A 20,096-nucleotide genomic window follows, 5' to 3' on the forward strand; every position below is an offset into this window, starting at 1 on the left:
CGCACGAAGGACCGAACCCCTCACCGATGGCCGAGCAGACCACCACGGCAGCACCCACCGACGCACCGGCCATCGACCCGGACGAGCTGGCCATCTGCCTGCGCGTCCTCGAACAAGCGGGACAACTCGACAAGCAGCACCCGGACTCCATCACCGTCCAGCGCGCCGTCGGGCACATGTTCAAGAAGTTCAAGCAGACCAAGCGCATCGCCGCCCGCGACGCCATCTCCGCCGCCGACAAGGAAGTCGTCGCCGCCACCGCCACCGGCTCACCCAACCGCATCGACGACGAAACCGCCGGAATCCCGATCAGCTCCACCACCGATGGCGGCAGCGCCGGAACCCTGCTGCGACCGCGCCCCTGCTACATATGCAAACAGCGCTATACCCGAGTGGATGCCTTCTACCACCAGCTCTGCCCCGACTGCGCCGCCAAGAGCCACGCCAAACGCGACGCCGGCACCGACCTCACCGGCCGCCGCGCCCTGCTCACCGGCGGCCGCGCCAAGATCGGCATGTACATCGCGCTGCGCCTGCTGCGCGACGGCGCGCACACCACCATCACCACCCGCTTCCCCAACGACGCCATCCGCCGCTTCAGCGCCCAGCCCGACAGCGCCGACTGGATCCACCGCCTGCGCATCATCGGCATCGACCTCCGCGATCCCGCCCAGGTCGTCGCCCTCGCCGATGACGTTGCCGCACAAGGCCCCCTCGACATCCTGATCAACAACGCCGCCCAAACCGTACGCCGCAGCACCGGCGCCTACAGCGCCCTCGTCGAAGCCGAGAACGGGCCGCTGCCCGCGGGCGAACTGCCCGAGATGATCAGCTTCGGCAAGACCATGCAGGCCCACCCGGCCTCACTCACCGCCTCGCTGACCCCCAGCCTGTCCGGCGCGGACATCACCGACCTCGCCCTCGTCGCGGGATCGGCCACGCCCGAACGCATTTCGCAGGGCGTCGCCATCGACGCGGGCGGCCTGGTGCCCGACCTCGCGCACACCAACAGCTGGGTGCAGGCCGTCGGCGAGGTCGACGCCACCGAACTGCTCGAAGTCCAGCTGTGCAACTCGGTCGCGCCGTTCATCCTCATCTCCCGGCTGCGCGCCTCCATGGCCGCCGCGGCCGCCCGCCGCAAGTACGTCGTGAATGTCTCCGCCATGGAAGGCGTCTTCGCCCGCGGCTACAAGGGCCCGGGCCACCCGCACACCAATATGGCCAAGGCCGCGCTGAATATGTTGACCCGCACCAGCGCTCGCGAAATGTTCGAGACCGACAAAATCCTCATGACCGCGGTCGACACCGGCTGGATCACCGACGAACGCCCGCACTACACCAAGATCCGCCTCGCCGAGGAAGGCTTCCACGCACCCCTCGACCTGGTCGACGGCGCGGCACGGGTCTACGACCCCATCGTGCGCGGCGAAGCCGGAGACGACCTGTACGGCTGCTTCCTCAAGGACTACGAGCCCTCCAACTGGTAGCGATACCGCACCAACGAGACCAGCCCCCTCCCCTCTAGGCGTTTTTTGAGGTGAGGGGGCTGTGACGTTTTCAATGTCCAAAGAAGGTAATTCATGTTTAGATGCGCATATTTCCGTAACAGTATGTATGTTCTTGTGTTAACTACCCGGCCTTCCTCTTCCACCTCGTCTGAGCCGGGACGCAGCCGCACCGACTCACGACCTCAACCGGCTACCGCTTCGACGAACTGATGCCTCGGAATCGTCCGCGTCCACCGATCCCCTCCCCTTCCCTATCCTGGGGTCATGTTCTACCGGCTGCTCGCGGACGCGACCGCGGTCGTGCACTTCGCGTTCGTGGCCTATGTCGTCGTGGGCGGCTTCATCGCCTGGCGGTGGCCGCGCACCATCTGGCTGCATCTGCTGGCCTTCGCGTGGGGTTTCAGCACGGTGTTGTTCAAGTTCGAGTGCCCGCTGACCAATCTGGAGAACTGGGCGCGCCATCGAGCGGGCGAGGCGGGCTTGCCGTCGAGCGGATTCATCGACCACTACATCACCGGAGTGCTCTATCCCCGCAGCATGCTCGAGGAGGTTCGGATCCTCGTGGTGCTCTGCGTCGCGGTGTCCTGGGTCGGCCTGTACCTGCTGACCAAGCGCCGGGCCCTCACCCAGCGACCCTGATCGCAGCGATCGCCGACGGCCGCCGGAGGCGAAACCGGTTCGGGGCGTGCATAATCGCGCTTGCTCAATGATTCGACGAAGGGGTTTTCATGGCTGGCACATCGATCGGGGCGGTTCTGCTCGAGCGGGTGGTGTATCCGGTGCGTACCGCTATCAGCACCGTGTGGGGCATCGGGAACTTCCAGCGCACCGGGCAGTTCGGTGACGGGCGGGAGGCCGCGGTGCGGGATCACGTGCTGGCCAATGCCGAGCAGGGCAACCCCGAGAGCGTGCTGGCCGCAATCGACCGATTCGCGCGCACGCGCAGCAATCTGGTGAATGTGGGCGATGAGAAGGGTCTGCTGCTGGATGCGGCGGTGCGCAAGGCGGATCCGAAGCTGCTGCTGGAGCTGGGCACCTACATCGGCTACAGCGCGGTGCGGACCGCGCACACCATGCCGGAGGGCGCGCGGCTGATCTCGGTCGAGTTCAGCGCCGCCAATGCCGAGGTGGCGCGCGCCATCATCGCCCACGCGGGGCTGGCCGACCGGGTGACCGTGGTGGTGGGCACCATCGGCGACGGCGGCGAGACCGTGAAGCGCCTCGGTGAGGAGTACGGAATCACCGAGGGCTCGGTCGATTTCGTGTTCGTCGATCACGACAAGTCCGCCTACCTGGCCGACCTGAAGACCATCCTGGACGCCGGCTGGCTGCACCCGGGCACCATCGTGGTGGCCGACAATATGCGCATCCCGGGTGCCCCGGACTATCTGAAGTACATGCGCGAGGCCGAGGGCAAGACCTGGCGCACCGTCGAACACGACACCCACATCGAGTACCAGTCCCTGCTCAAGGACCGGGTACTCGAATCGGAGTACCTGGGCTGAAAAAGCCCCGGCACCAACGGGTTCAGCGACGCCGCAGCGTCACGGGCAGATCGTCCTTCGGCAGCGGCGTCGCGCTCATGTCGAGGGGCATCACGTAGTCCTGCGGGACCTCCCACTCGAACTTCTGCAGCAGCTGATGCACGATCGTCTTGATCTCGAGCCCCGCGAAATACTGCCCGAGGCACTTGTGCGCACCCGCCCCGAACGGCGCCCACGCCACCCGGTGCGCCTTGTGCTCGGCGCGCTCGTCGGAGAAGCGCTCGGGATCGAATTCCTCCGGCCGCGACCAGATGTCGGGGCGGCGGTGGTTGACGCTGATGGGCACCACCACGAACGAGCCCTTCGGAACGAAGTAGCCCAGCACCTCGGTGTCCTCCATGACCGCGCGCGGGAAGATCTGCACCGGCGTGCACAACCGGGTGGTTTCCTTGATGATCCAGTCGAGTTCGGTCAGCTCCGCGAGCTCGTCGTAGCTCAGCTCGAAGGGCATCTCCAGCGACCGCGACCGCGCGCGCTTCTGCCATTCGGGGTACTTGGCCAGGTTGTAGACGACACCCGACAGCGTGGTCGTGGTCGTGTCGTGGGCGGCGGCCAGCAGGAAGATCATGTGGTTCACGATGTCCTCGTCGGTGAACCGCTCCCCCTCCTCGCTCGCGGCCTGGCACAGCATCGACAGCAGATCCGTGCCCGGGTTCGCGCGCGAGGCGACGATCCGCTCGGCCAGGAACTCCGACAGCGTCTTTCGCGCCCGCATGCCCCGCCACCAGCGGTTGCCGGGAATCGCGACGCGCACGATCGCACCGCCGGCGTGCAGGATGTCCATGGTGGCCCCGCAGATCCGCGCGGCCTCCGCCTGCGGCAGTCGCGCCCCCATGAACACCTCGAGCACGATGTCGAGGGTCAGCCGCTGCAGGTGCTGGTGCATGAGCACCGGTTTGCCCTGCGCCACATCGCCTTCGGGCAGCTTGCTCAGATGCCGGTCGGCGATCTCGTGCATGTCCTTCAGATACGAGGTGAGCGCACCGCGCCCGAAGGCCTGCTGCATGATCGAGCGGTGGCCGCGGTGCTCGTCGAAGTCCAGCCGCACCAGGCCCCGCTCGAAGAACGGACCCTGCAGCGGGCCCCACGCCGGGTCGTTGGCGAACACCCGCTCCTTGTTCATCAGGATGCGCGCCGCCGCGTCGGGCCCGTTCGCGATGATCCACTTCTCGCCGAACATGTTCAGGACGTAGAGCGGACCGTAGGTGGCCTCGTCCTCGAAGGCGGCAGCGGCCGGATCGCGCCGCTGCCGCTGCAACTGGGGAATCCAGTGTGTCGCGGGCCCGCTGATCCGCTTCAGCTCACTGCCTTCCGGCGGAGCGGCCACGAATTGTGTTCTGGGCATTGAAGACTCCCTCATGCTACGAAGACGCAACGGAGGAAGCTACCCGTACCGGAGTGAGGTCCTCAACTCGAACGACCCGGTAATGCCCCCGCCAGCGTGCGAGTGATCAAATCCGCGATGGCGGGCAGGTTTTCGGGCAAGTCCAGATAGAAATGCCCGCCGGGGAAGGTGGCGAGGTCGAAATCGGCGGTGGTGTAGTCGCGCCACTGCTGTGCCTGCGCGGTCGTGGTGGTCGGGTCGGCGGTGCTGACCAGCGCGGTGATGGGCGTGCGGAGCGGTGCGCCCGGCTCGTGGCGGTAGGTCTCCACCGCCTGGTAGTCGCTGCGCACGGCCGGGAGCACCAATTCGGCGAGGCTCGGTTCCTCGCGCAGGATGCGTACCGATTCCGGATCGTTGGACAGTCGCTCCAGCTCGGCGATGAGACCCGCGTCGGGACCTTCGTGCAGGCGGTCGGTCACCTCGAAAGCCGGTGCGGGACGGCCCGACACGAAAAGGTGCGACACTTCGCGGCCACCGGCCTCGACCCGCCGGGCGGCCTCGTAGGCGACGGTCGCGCCCATGCTGTGCCCGAAGATGGCCAGGCGCACATCCCGGGGCCAGGCCAGCAGATCGGCGGCGGCCGCGGCGGCCAGCTCGGTCAGGACGGGCACCATGGCATCGCCGAGGCGGTCCTGTCGCCCCGGGTACTGCACGCCGAATACCGCGGTGCCCGAACCGAACCGCTGGGCCAGCGCCCGGTAGGCGGTGACCGAACCGCCGCCGGGCGGGAAGCACACCAGCACGGTGCCGGGATTCGGATCGGACTTCAGTTCACGCAGCCAGGTTGTTCCGGTGACAGTCACCGGTCGAGTATGCCGTGACACGCGCCACGGTGGGCGCGGTGGGTCGCGGCGATAGAGTCGGATCGTGGCTACCTACGACGAGTTGGTCCGCGAATACGAGGCCGGAGTCGGCGTTGCCGGGCAGTCGCTGCCCCCGGTCGCCCCGGGTGCGAATCTGGCTGCGACCCTGCCGGTCTGGGCGCTGGCCGGCGGTGCGGTCGCCGCGTTCGCCACCGCCGCGGACCGCTGGCGCGAGGACTGTGGCCTGACCCCGCTGCGCTCGATCCTCGATCCGGGCCGGGTGGCGGCCGCCTTCTCCAGCGAGCGCCTGTTCCGGCTGAACGGACAGCAGCCGGACATCTTCGCAGAGCTGTCGGGCTTCTTCAGGGCGGCGGACGCATGGGTGCGTACGCACGCCAACTATCCGCACCACCGCGCGCGACTGCTCGCGGCCCTCGATCTGCCCGCTTCCGCCACGCGCGCGGACGTCACCGTCCGCGTCGCGGCCCTGTCCGCCGCCGATATCGAACAGCGCGCCGCCGAGCGCGGAGCGATCGCGGTTCGGGTTCGCGGAGAACAAGAATGGGCCGACAGTCCGCAAGGCAAGGCCGCCGCCTCCGGTCCCTTGGTCGCGGTCGAGACACGCGACGATAACGGCTGGGTCGAATCCCCCACTGCCGCAACCTCGCTGCTGCCGCTGCGCGGACTGCGCGTGCTCGATCTCACCCGGGTGATCGCGGGGCCGGTGGCGACGCGAGCATTGGCCCTGCTCGGAGCCGATGTGCTGCGCATCGACGCGCCGGAACTGCCCGAAATCGGCTGGCAGTTCCTGGACACCTGCCAGGGGAAGCGCTCCACTGTAGTCGATTTGCGTACCGATCTTCCCGTTTTTCACGAATTGATCAGCAGTGCGGACATAATCATCTCCGGTTACCGACCGGGCAGCTTGGAACGACTCGGAGTGCGGCCCGCGGAAATGCGTCCGGGAATTGTGCACGGCCGAGTTTCGGCCTGGGGTGAATCGGGACCTTGGGGCGGTCGGCGCGGTTTCGACAGCATCGTGCAGGCCGCATCGGGAATTTCCCTCATCGAAGGCGCACATGATAATTCGCATAGCGAACCGTCCGTGGGCGCACTCCCGGCGCAGGCCCTCGATCACGCCAGCGGCTACCTGCTCGCCGCGGGCGTCCTGGACGCGTTGCGCACCCGCCGCGCCGACGGTCGCGGCCGTGATGTTCGAGTCGCCCTGGCGCGCACCGGATCGTGGCTGCTCAGCCAGCCGGGGCGCACGCCGGACCACCCCGTGGCGCAGGCGCCCGACCCGCGCTACGCCGTCACGCACGGCGCGGTGACGACCGCCGCGCCCGCGCTGAGCGAGTATCCCGACCATCCTTGGCCCGCTCCGGATTACGGTTCGGACACATTCAGCCGGAAAGCCCGACCGGACGGTTTGTGACCGGACCGAATGTATACAACGCGATGCACGCACACCCGTAAGTGCATCCGCGAATTAAGCGAATTCGGCTTGTAATCAATGGCATTCGACACGCCGTACTTGACCCCCGCGTGACGTTAATAAATGAGACCCTGAAACCGACACCTATATTGTCGACCCCTATGTCGACATGTGGATGGAGGACGTCATCGTGGACACACCTGCTCCCTTGCTCACCGCCGCCGCTGACGCCGGTAACGCGGTAGGGAGACGGGAATGGGCCGGATTGTCGGTGCTGGCCCTGGCCTGCCTGGTGTATTCGATGGACCTCACCGTCCTGCACCTGGCCGTACCGCAGATCAGCGAGGTGCTGCGCCCCACCAGCTCCCAATTGCTCTGGATCATCGACGTTTACGGGTTTCTGGTGGCGGGGCTGCTGCTCACCATGGGCACCATCGGCGACCGGATCGGGCGCAGACGACTATTGATGGTCGGTGCCGCCGCCTTCGCCGCCGTCTCGGTGATCGCAGCCTTCGCACCGACCGCCCCGGTTCTCATCGGCTGCCGCGCCCTGCTCGGGGTCGCCGGCGCCACCCTCGCACCGTCCACACTCTCGTTGATATTCACCATGTTTCGCGATCCCGGCCAGCGGTCCATCGCGGTCGGGGTCTGGGTGGGCTCCTACTCGGTCGGCGGATCCATCGGCCCGCTCGCCGGTGGGCTCATGCTCGAACACTTCTGGTGGGGTTCGGTTTTCCTGCTCGCGGTGCCGGTGATGCTGCTGCTGATCGTGCTCGCCCCGAGAGTGCTGCCCGAATACCGCGATCCCCATGCCGGACGCCTGGACCTGATCAGTGCGGCGCTGTGCACGAGCGCGGTGTTGCTGGTGGTCTTCGGAATGAAGCAGGCGGCCCAGGACGGTCCCGGCCCGGCCGCCCTCGGCGCGCTGGCGGTCGGCGCGGGCATCGGTGCGGTCTTCGTGAAACGCCAGCTCACCACCGCCGAGCCGATGCTGGATCTGCGGCTGTTCCGGCTGGGCAGCTTCCGCACCGCGCTGACCATCAATATGGTCGCGATCTTCGTGGCCTTCGGGTACGCGCTGTTCGTCGGCCAGTATTTCCAACTGGTGCTGGGCATGTCGCCGTTGCGGGCCGGGATCGCCACCATTCCGGCCGGGCTCGGATTCATGATCGGCTCACAGCTGGGTCCGCGGATCATGAAGGTGCTGCGGCCCGCCTACATGATCGGCGTCGGCATGGCCATGGCGGCCGCGGGCCTGTTGCTGCTCACCCAGATCACCGCGACCGGCGGCGTGGGCTTGACCGTCGCTGCCTCGCTGCTGGTGTCCTTCGGTCTCGCACCGGTTTTCGGGATCACCACCGAACTCATCGTCGGCACCGCGCCGCCGGAGCAGGCCGGGGCGGCCTCGGGGTTGTCGGAGACGGGGGCCGAATTCGGGGGTGCGCTGGGGATTTCCATTCTGGGCAGCATCAGCATCGCGATCTACCGCAGCCAGCTCGACGCCACGCTGCCCTACGGGCTGCCCGACGACGACGCCCGCGCGGCGCGTGACACGCTCGGCGCGGCAATGGATGTCGCCAAGACACTGCCGGGCAAGGTGGGTGGGGCGGTCGCCGACGCGGCCAAGCACGCGTTCCTCACCGGAATGCATCTCACCGCGGCCATTGCCGCCGGGGCGGCGCTGCTGCTGGCGGTGATCGCCATCTCGAAGCTCCGGCACGTCCCGCCGGGCTAGCTCGGCGCAGCCGAGTTCACTTGCCGCGCATGGCCTCGACGGCGATCCGCAGCGAATCCCCGTTCGGCAGTTCGGCGCCGGGCGCGATCACGTTCTGCATGGCCAGGCCCTGGAAGAGCAGGAACAGCACCTGCCCGACCGCCATGGCCTGCTCCTCGCTCAGGTCCGGGTGCACCTCGTGCACGATCGTCGCGATATCGCGATGGGCCACCGCGGTGGCCTCGGCCATGAACGCCTGCTGTTCCGGATCGCGGGCGATCTGAATGCCGTTCTCCGCGCTGAGCATCAGCCCGTCGCGATGGCGCCGCACGACGTCGACGAAACCGTTCCAGGTCGCGGCCAGCGACTCCCACAGGCTGCGCCCCTCCCCCGCGTCCCGGATCGCCGCGTCCATGGCGTCACCGATCTGGGAGCCGATACCCACGGTGATGGCCTCGGTGACCAATTGGTCCTTGGACCCGAAGTGATAGCCGATGGCCGCCAGGCTCACTCCGGCCGCCTTGGCGATATCGCGTGCGGTCACCTTGGCCAGGCCACGTTCCAGAACGGCCTGGCGTGCACCTTCCAGCAGGTCTTCTCGATTTCCCATGACCCCACCCTAGCAGCGTCTTAGACATTTGTTCTAGACAGCCGTGTCAAAGTCTGTTAGACATATGTCTTAGACAGACGTTCACACCTCATCCGGGAGTCACCATGACCACCACCTCCAAACCGCGCATCCTCGTCGTCGGCGGCGGCATCGCCGGCAACACCGTTGCCCTGCAACTGCTTCGGGCCGGCATCGCCACCACGGTCGTCGAGCGCGCCACCGCTCCCCGGCCGGGCGGCCAGGCGGTCGACCTGCGCACCGCCAGCCGGGAGGCCGCCGAGCGCATGGGCCTGCTGCCCGGCATCCGCAAGCTGCAGATCGACGAGCGCGGCTGGGCCTACGTCGACGAGAGCGGCAAGGTCTACGCCCGCATCGACGTGGCCATGTTCGACGGCGAGGGTCCGGCGGCCGAGATCGAGATCGCGCGCGGCGACCTCAATCAGGTCCTGCTCGATCACATCGCCGAGACCGGTGGGCCGCTGGACTACCGCTACGGCGACTGGATCGAGCACATCGCCCAGGACGACACCGGCGCCGATGTCACCTTCGCCTCCGGCGGCACCGAACGCTTCGACCTCGTGATCGCCGCCGACGGCGTGCACTCGGCCACCCGCCGCCTGGTCTTCGGACCCGAGGAGCAGTTCACCACCCACCTGGGCGGCTACATGGCCTTCTTCACCCTGCCCACCCCCGCCGACGCCGAGGAGGGCTGGCTGACCGGATGCTCGATTCCCAGCGCCTCCTTCGCGATTCGGCCCGATCGCGATCCGGTCACCTCGAAGGCGATCATCACGCTGCGCCAGGACTACGATCCGGCGCTGCGGCGGGATCCGGCGGCCCAGCAGGCGCGGATTCGCGAAATGCTCACGGGCGCAGGCTGGAAGGCGTCGACCATCCTCGATGCCATGGCCTCCACGCCGGACTTCTACTTCGATCAGCTGGCCCGGGTGGATGTGCCGGAGTTGTCCTCGGGGCGGGTCACCCTGCTCGGCGACGCGGGGTACTGCGGTTCGCCGCTGACCGGCATGGGTACGGCCATGGCGATCGTGGGCGCGTACATCCTCGCCGGTGAAATCGCCGCCACGCCGGGCGATCTGGGCCGGGCGCAGGCCCGGTACCAGGAGCTGATCACCCCGTTCCTGGACAAGGCCAAGGAGCTGCCCGGCGGCGGCATCAAGATGATGCTGCCCACCAGCAAGTTCGGCACCGCGATGGCGCGGATGAACTGGCGGCTCATGACCTCCAAGCCGATGCGGCCGGTGGCCAGGAAGCTGTTCTCCCCCGCCACCGCAGACTACGTCCTGCCGACCTACTGAGCGTGCGGTGCCGTCGACGTGGCCGGCACCGTGCCGAAGTTCGTGCCGGCACCGTGCCCGCTACCCTCGAACCCGTGCGGCAGAAGATCCTGATGGACAACGACACCGGCATCGATGACTCCCTCGGCCTGCTCTACCTGCTCTCCTCCCCCGAGGCCGAGATCGTCGGAATCGCCTCCAGCGCGGGCAATGTGCCCGCGCCGCAGGTGGCGGCCAATAACCTCGCCCTGCTCGACCTGGTGCGCGCGCCGGATCTCGAGGTGGCCCAGGGGGCGCTGACTCCCCTGTCGGTGCCACTGCGCACCACCGAGGACACCCACGGACCGCAGGGCGTGGGCTACGCCGAACTGCCGCCGTCCACCCGGAAATTGTCCGACCGGTCGGCGGCGCAGCTGTGGGTGGACCTGGTCCGCGAGCATCCCGGCGAGATCGTCGGACTGTGCACCGGCCCGCTCACCAATCTGGCGCTGGCGCTGCGGATGGAACCGCAGCTGCCGCAACTGCTCCGGCGGCTGGTCATCATGGGCGGCGCGTTCAACCACCCCGGCAACACCACCCCCACCAACGAGTGGAACATCCACGTGGATCCGGAGGCGGCCAAGGAGGTCTTCGACGCCTTCTCCGCCGCGCCCGCGGACCGGCGGCCCATCGTATGCGCGCTCGACATCACCGAGACCATCGAGATGAAGCCCAAACACCTGGCGCTGCTGGCCGAACGGGCCGCGAGCACCCCGGTGGAGATGGTCACCGAGAACGATCCGCCCGAAGCGCGCTCGGCGGCGAGCAATCCGCTGGTCCGGTTCCTGACCGATGCGATCCGCTTCTACTTCGACTTCCACAAGCTCTACGACCAGGGCTATCTGGCGCACATGCACGATCCGTTCGCGGCGGCGGTCGCGCTGGATCCGGGCCTCGCGATCACCAAGCCCGCGACCGTGGACGTGGAATTGGTCGGGACCATCACCCGCGCCACCACGGTGGCCGACTGGGCGGGCATGTGGGGGCGAGAACCCAACGCGGACATCGTGGTCGCCACCGATCCGGAGGTGTTCTTCGAGCGGCTGATCAGCCGGGTCGGCGACTACGCGCGGACGGTGTTCGCGGAGGGCGAGACCGGCCGGTGACCGACGAGCAGGACTTCGACTACGTCACCGGTTTCCGCGAGCGCCTGGGTCTGCCCGGGATCATCGACATCCACACGCATTTCATGCCCGACCAGGTGCTGCGCAAGGTGTGGGGTTACTTCGACGCCGCCGGGCCGCTGATCGGCAACCGCGAATGGCCGATCACCTACCGCGACGAGGAACAGGTGCGACTGAAGACGCTGCGCTGCTTCGGTGTTCGCGCGTTCACGTCGATGATCTATCCACACAAGCCGGATATGGCGGCCTGGCTCAACGACTGGTCCGCCGACTTCGCCGCGCGCACACCCGACTGCCTGCACACGTCCACGTTCTACCCGGAGCCGTCCGCGCCCGCCTACGTGCGCGCCGCTATCGAGGGCGGCACGCGAATCTTCAAGCTGCACATTCAGGTCGGCGACTATGACCCGGCCGACCCGCGCCTGGACGAGGTGTGGGGCATGGTCCAGGACGCGGGCATCCCGGTGGTCATGCACTGCGGATCCGGCCCCGCCGCAGGCGAATTCACGGGCCCGGAACCCATGAAGGTCCTGCTGCAGCGCTTCCCGCGACTACGCCCGATCATCGCCCACATGGGCGCCCCCGAATACAGCGATTTCCTCGACCTCGCCGAGTCCTACGACGGTGTCCTGCTCGACACCACGATGAGCTTCACCGACTTCTTCGACGCCGCCGACTTCCCCACCGCCGAACTCCCCCGCGTCCGAGACCTCGGCCACCGCATCCTCTTCGGCAGCGACTTCCCCAACATCCCCTACCCCTACGGCCACGCCCTGTTCGCCCTGGAACGCCTGAACCTCGGCGACGATTGGCTGCGCGCGGTCTGTCACGACAACGCGGCCGCGATCTTCGACCTCGGCTAAGCCTCGAGCGAATCGCCGAAGGGGTTCGGGGTCCGCACCGAGACCGATCTGTCAGTATTGCGGCGGTTCCGGATCGGCTGGCACCTCAGGAAAGGCGGTTGGGTTATGCGATTGGTCGCGGAGATTCTCGTTGGATTGCTCGCCGCGTTGCATGTCTACATCCTGGTCATGGAGATGTTCCTGTGGACGACGCCGCGGGTGCGGGCGAGCTTCGGGAACACCGCCGAATTCGCCGAGGCGACCAAGGTGCTGGCCGCGAATCAGGGGCTCTACAACGGTTTTCTGGCCGCCGGACTGATCTGGGGGCTGATCGCCTCCGATCCGGTCGGGCAGGCCGCGAAGATCTTCTTCGCGGCCTGCGTGGTGGTGGCCGGACTCTACGGCGCGGCCACCGCCAGCCGGCGGATTCTGTTCGCCCAGGCGATCCCGGGCGCGATCACCCTCGCCGCGGTGCTGATTGCCGGATAGCGGCCCGGTTATCGGATAGCAGCGGCGCTGAGGGCGATCTTCGCGTTGCGGCCGGGGCGCTCGGTGGCCGCGGCCGCCTCGCCCGCTTCCTCGAGCGGGTAGGTCGTCTCGACGGGCAGGTCCAGCACGCCCTTGGCGGCCAGGGTGACCAGCTCGGTGATGAGGCGGCGACGCTGCTCGCCGCCGATCTCCTCGGCCCGCTTGGAACCCCAGAAGCCCTTCACCACGGCCTGTTTGAAGATGATCGGGCCGGGGTTGAGGACCAGCGGCTGGCCCGAGAGCGCGCCGAAGGTGATGAGTTCACCGCCCGCGCCGAGCAGGGTCAGCAGATCGTTGGCGGCCGGGCCACCCACCTGGTCGACGGCCCGCACGATGGGCTCGCCGCCGGTCAGTTCGCCCGCGCGCTGCTGCCAGCCCTCGGTCTCGGTATCCAGGACGGGTTCGAAACCCAACTCCTGCAAGGACTTCGCGGCCGCCGCGCTGCGCACCAGATTCAGGACATTGACGCCACGCGCCCGGGCGAGCAGGTTCACCAGTCGACCGACTGCGCCGTTGGCGGCATTGATCGCAATCCACTGTCCGGCCTCGACATTGAGGTCCTCGAGCAGCATGAGCGAGCTCAGCGGCATGGCCAGCAGCTGACTGGCGGTCTCGTCGGACACCGAGTCCGGCACCGGCAGCACACCGGCGGCCTTGGCCACGAAGTATTCCGCCCACGCGCCCTGCACTCCCGAAACCGTCACGCGCTGACCGACTTCCAGGCCGGTCACATCAGGGCCGAGGCCATCGACCACGCCGACCGCCTCGGTGCCCGGAATCGCGGGCAGCTCCGGCCGGTACCCGTAGACGCCGCGGACAATGGCCAGATCGTGATTGTGGATCGGGGCCAGGGTGGTGGCGATGCGCACCTCACCCGGACCGGGTTCGGGCACGGGCCGCTCGCCCGCCTTCAGCACATCCTTGGGCTCGCCGAACTGTTCGATGACTACCGCACGCATGCTCATCCTCCTCAGTCCTCGACCACGATGACATCGACAGGGATATTGCCGCGGGTGGCATTGGAGTACGGGCACACCTGGTGTGCCTTGTCCGCCAGCGCCCGCGCCTCGTCCAGCGGCAGGTGCGGCAGCGACACCTCGAGGGTGACGGTCAGGCCGAAGCCGCCGTTCTCGTTGGGGCCGATGCCTACCTTCGCGCCGACGGCCGAGTCGTCCACATTCTCCTTCGTGCCGCGGGCGACGGTGCGCAGCGCGGAGTGGAAGCAGGCCGCGTAGCCGGCGGCGAAGAGCTGCTCCGGGTTGGTGCCGAGGCCGTTGCCGCCCATCTCCTTGGGGATCGACAGGTCGAATTCGACCTTGCCGTCGTCGGTGCGGACGTGGCCGTTGCGGCCGTCCCCGGTGGCCAGGGCCTCCGCTGTGTAGAGCACGCTCATCGGTCGTTCTCCTTCGATCGGGTGTGAGTGGTCAGCGCCGCGGTGAGGCGGTGCAGGGTTTCCCGGAGCTCGGACAGCTCCGCCAGGGACATGCCGGTGATCTCGGCCGACTGCTCCGGGATGTGGCATGCGGCGGAACGCAATTCGCGCCCCCGGTCGGTCAGGGTGATCTCGACGCGGCGCTCGTCGGCGGCGGATCGGCGGCGTTGCACGAAGCCCGCCGATTCGAGCCGTTTGAGCAGCGGCGAGAGCGTGCCCGAATCCAGGTCCAGGGCCGAGCACAGATCACCCACGGTGCGGCCGTCGCGCTGCCAGAGCGCGAGCAGCACCAGGTACTGCGGATAGGTGATGCCGAGCGCGTCGAGTTTCGGGCGATACATGGTGGTCATCGCCCTCGACGCCGCGTAGAGCGCGAAGCACAGCTGGTTCTCCAACGCCTGCTCATCGGTCACATCCAACAAAGTAGCCCGCAATTAGATTGTGCACAATCTATCTCGGCGTCTCGTGCATCACACCGGGGCCGCGACCACGACAAGGCCCGGTACCGATCACCGGGAAACTCCCTCGCGGGCAGCCGGATTGGCGTTACCGTCCACTAGAACGCGTTCTAATAGCGGACTGGAGTTGCGATGACGCACGAGGTAGTGAGCCGGGTCGAGGAACTGTCGGGGCAGTTGGCGGCCACCGCCGACGAGACCGAGCGGCTGGGGAAACTCTCCGACGAGAGCGTGAAGATCATTCGCCAGGCCGGGGTGATGCGGCTGCTGCAGCCGACCGATTTCGGCGGGTACGCGGCGCATCCGCGGGACTTCGCCGAGGCGGTCATGGCGGTGGCCAAGCATTGCGGATCCACCGGGTGGGTGTGCGGGGTGGGCGGGGTGCATCCGTGGGAGATGGCGCTCATGGACCGGCGGCTGCAGAACGAGGTGTGGGGCGAGAACCCGGACACCTGGATCGCCTCACCGTATGCGGCGATGGGGGTGGCGACACCGGTCGACGGCGGGTTCATCCTGCGCGGGCGGTGGCAGTTCTCGTCGGGCACCGATCACTGCGATTGGATCTTCCTGGGCGCGATGACCGGTGATGCCGAGGGCAAGCCGCTGATGCCGCCGAAGGTCATGCACGTGGTGCTGCCGCGCAAGGACTACACGATCGTGGACGATTCGTGGGATGTGATCGGGCTGCAGGGCACGGGGAGCAAGGACATCATCGTCGACGGGGCGTTCATTCCGTCGTATCGGACCATCGAATTCGATGCGGTGGCAGCGGGTGAGATCGCCGCTGAGCGGGCGGGACGCACCGACACCGTCTACAAGCTGCCCTTCTGGGCCATGTTCCCGCTGGGGATCACCGCGGCGGTGGTCGGCATTGCCGAGGGTGCGCTGGCGGCGCACCTGGACTACCAGCGGGACCGGGTCACCGCGATGGGCACCCGGATCAAGGACGACCCTTACGTGTTGTCGGCGATTTCCGAGGCGGCGGCCGATATCGCGGCCTCGCGCACCCAGTTGCTGGATGGCGTCAGCCGCCTCTACGACCAGGCCGAGGCGGGTAAGGAGATCACCTTCGCCGATCGTTCCCTGGTGCGCCGCAATCAAGTTCGCTGTGCGTGGCGGGCAGTGTCGGCGGTGGACGAGATCTTCGCTCGGTCGGGCGGCAATGCGGTGCGGCGGGCGAATGTTATGCAGCGGTTCTGGCGGGACGCGCATGTGGGGTTGCAACACGCGATTCACACGCCCGGATCGCTGTACCACTCAACGGCATTGACCATCATGGGCGTCGAGCCCGAGGGGCCGCTGCGCGCCATGATCTGAAATACCGCTGGGTCGGCCCAGCGCGCCTCGACGGCATCGAAACCACGCCCGGCGGCCCTGCTTCCGGGCCGTTCGGGTGCCTGATGCCGTAGGTTTGCCACCGAATGTGACCTGGCGGGTGATTCGGGAGGCGGAGGAGGCGCGGTGGCGCGGGCCGGCGGCGAGGGCGGTACGGCGGTCTGCACTGACCTGCCCCTGTCGGCAGCCCAATTGCGGTGGTGGGTGGCCCAGCAGCTGTTCCCGGCCGTGCCGAACACCGTGGCGCTGTACCTGGAGTTGGCCGGGGCGCTGGAGCGGGAATTGCTGCAGGAGTGCGGGGCGCGGGCGGCTCGGGAGCTGGAGTCGCCGCTGCTGCGGTTCCGGCTGGTCGACGGGTTGCCGCGACAGTATGCGGATCCGGAGGCGTTCGAGCCCGCGCCATTCGTGGATCTGCGCGACCACGCGGATCCGCTCGGGGCCGCACTGGAATTGATGGAGGCCGATTACGGCTCGCCGCTGGACCTGCTGACGGATCCGCTGACGGTCGCCACGGTGTACCGGCTCGGGGCGGAACGGCATCTGCTGTATCTGCGCAGCCATCACATTGTGCTGGACGGGTTGGGTGCCGCGGCCTTGCTGCGGCGGACCACCGAGTTGTACAGCGCCACACTCGATTCGGATGCCGCGCCGAGGAGTGAGCCGTCATTTCTGACGGTCGCGGAGATCCTCGATGACGAGCGGGAGTACCTCGGCTCGTCCCGGGCTCGCGCCGACCGCGAGTACTGGTCGCAGGAGATGAGCGGGATGCGCGAGCCCGTTCGGCTGGCCGGCGCGCCCGCGGTACCGGCGGCGCGGCCGCATCGGGTGGCGGCCGCGGTGCCGGAGCCGATCGCGCACCGGCTGCGAGAGTTGCTTCAGGGCTCGGGAATCGCGTTTCCGGAGCTGACCATCGCGGCCTTCGCCTGCTATCTGGCCGGGATGACCGGCTCGGAGGAGATCGTGCTGTCGCTGCCGGTGCCCGCCCGGCCGAGCGCGGCGCTGCGGCGTTCGGCGGGGACGGTGTCGAATGTGGTGCCGTTGCGGCTGACCGGGATTCGCACCGCGACCGGGGCCGAGGTGATCGAACAGGTGCGGGCCAAGGTGGTCGGGGCGCTCCGGCATCAGCGGTATCGGTACGAGGACATGCTGCGCGACAGCGGGGAAAGCCATACGGTGCGGGGCAGTTTCGGGCCGGTGGTGAACATGCTGCGGTTCGTCGAGCAGCCGCGGGTGGGGCCGTTGAGCGCGGAGGTGCGGCTGCTGTCGCTGGGGCCGGTGGAGGATCTGCTGGTCAACGGGTACCAGCTCGGGCCGGACGAGCGCACGATCACTGTTGATATGCAGGCGAATCCGGAGGTGTACAGCCGGGAGACGCTGGCTTGGCATCACGAGCGGTTCCTGGAGTATCTGGGGCGGTTCTTGGACGGACTCGACCGGCGGGTTCCGGAGGTGGAGCTGCCGGGGACACCGCCTGTCACCGAAGCCCGAGCCGAATTCCGCGTGCTTCCGGATCTACTGCGCACCAACCTCGTTCGGGCAGCGAGTGATCCCGAGGCCATCGCACTCCAGGACGGTAGTCGCACCTGGACATACCGGGAGTTGGACGAGCTGTCGTCGCGGTGGGCGCGTGAGCTGATCGAGTCCGGGGCCGGGCCCGGCGAATTCGTCCTGGTCGCGGTGCCGCGCTCGGCCAAGTCGGTGCTGGCGGTGTGGGCGGTCGCCAAGTCCGGCGCGGCGTTCGTGCCGGTGGATCCGACCGATCCCGCGCGGCGGTTGCAGACGGTGGCGGCGGATTCCGGTGCGCGGGTGGGGATCACGGTGTCGTCGGTGCATGCCGACTTGCCCGATGGGCCGCGCTGGCTGGAATTCGACGATCCTCGTCTGGACGCGAAAGTGCGGCAGCGATCCGGTGCCGTTGTGCAGGACACGGATCGGACCCGGCCACTACACGCCGAACACCCCGCCTACCTGATCTACACCTCCGGCACGACCGGTACGCCGAAGGGTGTCGTGGTCACCCATCGCGGGCTCGGGTCGCTCACCGACTACATCGTCGAACACTATGGGGTGAGTGCGGATTCGCATGTGCTGCACGCGCACGCCCCGTCGTTCGATGCACACCTGCTGGAGTTGTTGGCTGCGTTCGTGGCGGGCGCGCGACTGGTGGTCGAGCCGACGGGCGTCGTCGCCGGAGCCGACCTGACCAAGCTGCTGAATGCGGCACGGATCAGCCATTTCCTGACGACTCCCGCCGTGCTGGCGACACTGAATCCGGCCGAGGTCCCGACCTTGCGGGTGGCGGTCGTCGGTGGGGAGGCGTGCCCGGCCGAGCTGGTGCGGCGCTGGGCGACGGCGCTGCGGCTGTTCAACGGGTACGGCCCTACCGAAACCACCGTGATGGCAACGCAGTCGGACGCGTTGGCCGCTGATCGTCCTGTCACGATCGGCCCGGCGCTGCCCGGGGTGCGGGCGCTCGTGCTCGATGCCCGGCTGCGGCCGGTACCGCCCGGCGGCCGGGGTGAGCTGTATCTGGGTGGTCCCGGTGTGGCGCAGGGTTATCGGCATCGTCCGGCTGCCACCGCCGAGCGGTTCGTCGCGGATCCGTTCGGGTCGGGTGAAAGGCTTTATCGGACCGGCGATCTCGTCGTCGCCGAAGTCGATGGCAGCTTGGACTTTCTCGGTCGCGCAGACGATCAGCTGGCCGTGCGGGGGCGACGTATCGAGGCCGGGGAGGTCGCGGCGGCGCTGATGACGCTGCCGGAGATCTCGCAGGCCATTGTCACCGTGGAGGATGCACCGACCGGTGCGCGCTTGATCGGCTACGTCGTTGCCGCACCGGGAGTGCCACTCGATACGACCGCCCTCGTTCGCCGCTTGCGCACACTGTTGCCCGCGGCGCTGGTGCCCGCCCAGCTGGTCGAGCTGGAGCGGCTCCCGATTACCGCGCACGGCAAGGTGGATCGCGCCGCCCTGCCTCCGGCACCCGCGGTGCAGCACCCGTACCGGGCCCCGGAGAGCGAGATGGAACGGTTGGTGGCCGAGCAATTCGCCGCAGCCACCGAGACCGAGCGGGTGGGGCTGGACGACGACTTCTTCGAGCTGGGCGGTAATTCACTACTGGGAGTGGCGGTTTCGGCCGAGTTGTCGGCGGCCACCGGGCTGCCGGTGACGGTCCGCTGGTTGTACACCGCGCCCACGGTGGCTGAACTGGCGGAGCGCTTGACGAGCCACGACGGCAGCACCGCCAGCGATGACGCCTTGGGCGCGGTACTCACCCTGCGTCGCAACGGCTCTCGTACTCCCCTTTTCTGTGTGCATTCCGCCGTGCCACTGGCTTGGTGCTATGCGGGCCTGGCGCAGTACATCCAGGATCGGCCGGTCTACGGATTGCAGGCATTGAGCGCCAGCGGCGAGGTGCAATCCGCCACCAGCATCGACGAACTCGCCGGTGGCTATGTGCGGGAGATCCGCCGGGTGCAGCCGGAGGGGCCGTATCACCTGCTCGGATGGTCGCTCGGCGGGCAGATCGCGCACGCCATCGCGGTGCGGTTGCGTGCCGAGGGCGCGGAAGTCGCGACGCTGGCCATGCTCGACAGCATCGTGTTCCCCGATGACATGCCTCCCCCACCGACCCCGCGCATGCGCGATCTGCTGACGCACCTGCTCGGCGACGAACCCGAGGACGCCGACGAGCTCCCCGATATCACCGCAGAGCAGGCGGCAGCCGAATTGGCCACGTCCGCAGCCTCTTTCGGTTCGGGACTGACCGCCGATCAGCTCACCCGGTTGCATCGCGGCTATGTCGACGGCGTGCAGCTCTCCGCGCGCTACCGACCGTCGGTTTTCGATGGCGACCTGCTCTACTTCTCCGCCACGCGCGGCATGACCGACTCGCTGGATTCCGGACTCTGGCGGCCATACGTCACCGGCCAGCTCATCGAGCACCCGGTGGCCGCCACCCACGCACAGCTCACCAATGCCGATGCCGTCGCCGTCATCGGCCCGATTCTCGACGCGCACCTGGACCGCGAGGGCCGCGGATGAG

Annotated in this window: 17 protein-coding genes; 11 read left to right on the forward strand and 6 right to left on the reverse strand. The window is 68.1% G+C overall.

Annotated features, from left to right (window positions below; all coding sequences use genetic code 11):
* The first annotated feature begins 26 nt into the window (after positions 1 to 26).
* The 3 genes from ON43_RS13495 (at position 27) to ON43_RS13505 (ending at position 3,013) form a co-directional block, all read left to right on the forward strand.
* Positions 27 to 1,487, forward strand: a complete 1,461-nt coding sequence (locus ON43_RS13495) for an SDR family NAD(P)-dependent oxidoreductase (RefSeq protein ID WP_040807454.1) — start codon at positions 27 to 29, stop codon at positions 1,485 to 1,487.
* Between the two features lie 285 nt (positions 1,488 to 1,772).
* Positions 1,773 to 2,147: a DUF2784 domain-containing protein gene (locus ON43_RS13500; RefSeq protein WP_040807455.1), complete on the forward strand. Its 375-nt coding sequence runs from the start codon at positions 1,773 to 1,775 to the stop codon at positions 2,145 to 2,147.
* Positions 2,148 to 2,236: 89 nt separating this feature from the next.
* Positions 2,237 to 3,013, forward strand: a complete 777-nt coding sequence (locus tag ON43_RS13505) for an O-methyltransferase (protein WP_083913393.1) — start codon at positions 2,237 to 2,239, stop codon at positions 3,011 to 3,013.
* Positions 3,014 to 3,035: 22 nt separating this feature from the next.
* Here ON43_RS13505 and ON43_RS13510 read toward each other — a convergent pair whose 3' ends face one another.
* Both ON43_RS13510 and ON43_RS13515 read right to left on the reverse strand, forming a co-directional pair.
* Positions 3,036 to 4,397 carry a cytochrome P450 gene (locus tag ON43_RS13510; protein WP_040807457.1) on the reverse strand — a complete coding sequence of 454 codons (1,362 nt, stop codon included), beginning with the start codon at positions 4,395 to 4,397 and terminating at the stop codon, positions 3,036 to 3,038.
* A 62-nt stretch (positions 4,398 to 4,459) separates the two neighbouring features.
* A complete protein-coding gene (locus tag ON43_RS13515; RefSeq protein ID WP_051178385.1) occupies positions 4,460 to 5,239 on the reverse strand; it encodes a thioesterase II family protein in 780 nt (259 codons plus the stop codon).
* A 64-nt stretch (positions 5,240 to 5,303) separates the two neighbouring features.
* On the opposite strand from ON43_RS13515, the gene ON43_RS13520 reads away from it, so the two are divergent.
* Positions 5,304 to 6,674: a CoA transferase gene (locus tag ON43_RS13520; RefSeq protein WP_040807458.1), complete on the forward strand. Its 1,371-nt coding sequence runs from the start codon at positions 5,304 to 5,306 to the stop codon at positions 6,672 to 6,674.
* A 190-nt stretch (positions 6,675 to 6,864) separates the two neighbouring features.
* Positions 6,865 to 8,409: an MFS transporter gene (locus tag ON43_RS13525; RefSeq protein ID WP_245568575.1), complete on the forward strand. Its 1,545-nt coding sequence runs from the start codon at positions 6,865 to 6,867 to the stop codon at positions 8,407 to 8,409.
* Positions 8,410 to 8,425: 16 nt separating this feature from the next.
* Here the strand turns inward: ON43_RS13525 and ON43_RS13530 are convergent, their stop codons facing one another.
* Positions 8,426 to 8,998: a TetR/AcrR family transcriptional regulator gene (locus ON43_RS13530; RefSeq protein ID WP_040807461.1), complete on the reverse strand. Its 573-nt coding sequence runs from the start codon at positions 8,996 to 8,998 to the stop codon at positions 8,426 to 8,428.
* Between the two features lie 104 nt (positions 8,999 to 9,102).
* Between ON43_RS13530 and ON43_RS13535 the strand changes: the two genes are divergently transcribed.
* The 4 genes from ON43_RS13535 to ON43_RS13550 all read left to right on the forward strand — a co-directional run bounded on the left by ON43_RS13535 (position 9,103) and on the right by ON43_RS13550 (position 12,787).
* Entirely contained in the window at positions 9,103 to 10,314 is a 1,212-nt protein-coding gene (locus ON43_RS13535) for an FAD-dependent monooxygenase (protein WP_040807462.1), read from the forward strand.
* A 92-nt stretch (positions 10,315 to 10,406) separates the two neighbouring features.
* Positions 10,407 to 11,438, forward strand: a complete 1,032-nt coding sequence (locus tag ON43_RS13540; RefSeq protein WP_040807548.1) for a nucleoside hydrolase — start codon at positions 10,407 to 10,409, stop codon at positions 11,436 to 11,438.
* Entirely contained in the window at positions 11,435 to 12,319 is an 885-nt protein-coding gene (locus tag ON43_RS13545; RefSeq protein ID WP_040807463.1) for an amidohydrolase family protein, read from the forward strand. Before ON43_RS13540 ends, ON43_RS13545 begins: the two co-directional genes overlap by 4 nt.
* Before the next feature lie 105 nt (positions 12,320 to 12,424).
* Positions 12,425 to 12,787 (forward strand): DUF1304 domain-containing protein, encoded by a 363-nt coding sequence (locus tag ON43_RS13550; protein WP_040807464.1) that lies wholly within the window; start codon positions 12,425 to 12,427, stop codon positions 12,785 to 12,787.
* 8 nt (positions 12,788 to 12,795) lie between these two features.
* Here ON43_RS13550 and ON43_RS13555 read toward each other — a convergent pair whose 3' ends face one another.
* Genes ON43_RS13555 through ON43_RS13565 form a run of 3 tightly spaced genes read right to left on the reverse strand, consistent with a single transcriptional unit; the run spans position 12,796 to position 14,671 of the window.
* Positions 12,796 to 13,785 carry a zinc-binding dehydrogenase gene (locus ON43_RS13555; protein ID WP_040807550.1) on the reverse strand — a complete coding sequence of 330 codons (990 nt, stop codon included), beginning with the start codon at positions 13,783 to 13,785 and terminating at the stop codon, positions 12,796 to 12,798.
* Between the two features lie 11 nt (positions 13,786 to 13,796).
* Entirely contained in the window at positions 13,797 to 14,219 is a 423-nt protein-coding gene (locus ON43_RS13560) for an organic hydroperoxide resistance protein (protein ID WP_040807466.1), read from the reverse strand.
* On the reverse strand, positions 14,216 to 14,671 hold the full coding sequence (locus ON43_RS13565; protein WP_040807551.1) for a MarR family winged helix-turn-helix transcriptional regulator: 456 nt from the start codon (positions 14,669 to 14,671) through the stop codon (positions 14,216 to 14,218). Before ON43_RS13565 ends, ON43_RS13560 begins: the two co-directional genes overlap by 4 nt.
* Before the next feature lie 177 nt (positions 14,672 to 14,848).
* On the opposite strand from ON43_RS13565, the gene ON43_RS13570 reads away from it, so the two are divergent.
* Together ON43_RS13570 and ON43_RS13575 are read left to right on the forward strand one after the other, a co-directional pair.
* Entirely contained in the window at positions 14,849 to 16,033 is a 1,185-nt protein-coding gene (locus ON43_RS13570) for an acyl-CoA dehydrogenase family protein (protein WP_040807468.1), read from the forward strand.
* A 144-nt stretch (positions 16,034 to 16,177) separates the two neighbouring features.
* Positions 16,178 to 20,095: a non-ribosomal peptide synthetase gene (locus tag ON43_RS13575; RefSeq protein ID WP_040807469.1), complete on the forward strand. Its 3,918-nt coding sequence runs from the start codon at positions 16,178 to 16,180 to the stop codon at positions 20,093 to 20,095.
* Position 20,096: the final 1 nt, after the last annotated feature.

It is taken from the genome of Nocardia concava NBRC 100430 (assembly GCF_000308815.1).
Classification (GTDB): domain Bacteria; phylum Actinomycetota; class Actinomycetes; order Mycobacteriales; family Mycobacteriaceae; genus Nocardia; species Nocardia concava.

Bases quoted from the DNA above. Each gene is read 5' to 3' on its own strand.
- ON43_RS13540 (WP_040807548.1), top strand. From the start codon at position 10,407: ATGGACAACGACACCGGCATCGATGACTCCCTCGGCCTGCTCTACCTG.
- ON43_RS13535 (WP_040807462.1), top strand. From the start codon at position 9,103: ATGACCACCACCTCCAAACCGCGCATCCTCGTCGTCGGCGGCGGCATC.
- ON43_RS13505 (WP_083913393.1), top strand. From the start codon at position 2,237: ATGGCTGGCACATCGATCGGGGCGGTTCTGCTCGAGCGGGTGGTGTAT.
- ON43_RS13555 (WP_040807550.1), bottom strand. From the start codon at position 13,785: ATGCGTGCGGTAGTCATCGAACAGTTCGGCGAGCCCAAGGATGTGCTG.
- ON43_RS13530 (WP_040807461.1), bottom strand. From the start codon at position 8,998: ATGGGAAATCGAGAAGACCTGCTGGAAGGTGCACGCCAGGCCGTTCTG.
- ON43_RS13550 (WP_040807464.1), top strand. From the start codon at position 12,425: ATGCGATTGGTCGCGGAGATTCTCGTTGGATTGCTCGCCGCGTTGCAT.
- ON43_RS13560 (WP_040807466.1), bottom strand. From the start codon at position 14,219: ATGAGCGTGCTCTACACAGCGGAGGCCCTGGCCACCGGGGACGGCCGC.
- ON43_RS13510 (WP_040807457.1), bottom strand. From the start codon at position 4,397: ATGCCCAGAACACAATTCGTGGCCGCTCCGCCGGAAGGCAGTGAGCTG.
- ON43_RS13500 (WP_040807455.1), top strand. From the start codon at position 1,773: ATGTTCTACCGGCTGCTCGCGGACGCGACCGCGGTCGTGCACTTCGCG.
- ON43_RS13570 (WP_040807468.1), top strand. From the start codon at position 14,849: ATGACGCACGAGGTAGTGAGCCGGGTCGAGGAACTGTCGGGGCAGTTG.
- ON43_RS13495 (WP_040807454.1), top strand. From the start codon at position 27: ATGGCCGAGCAGACCACCACGGCAGCACCCACCGACGCACCGGCCATC.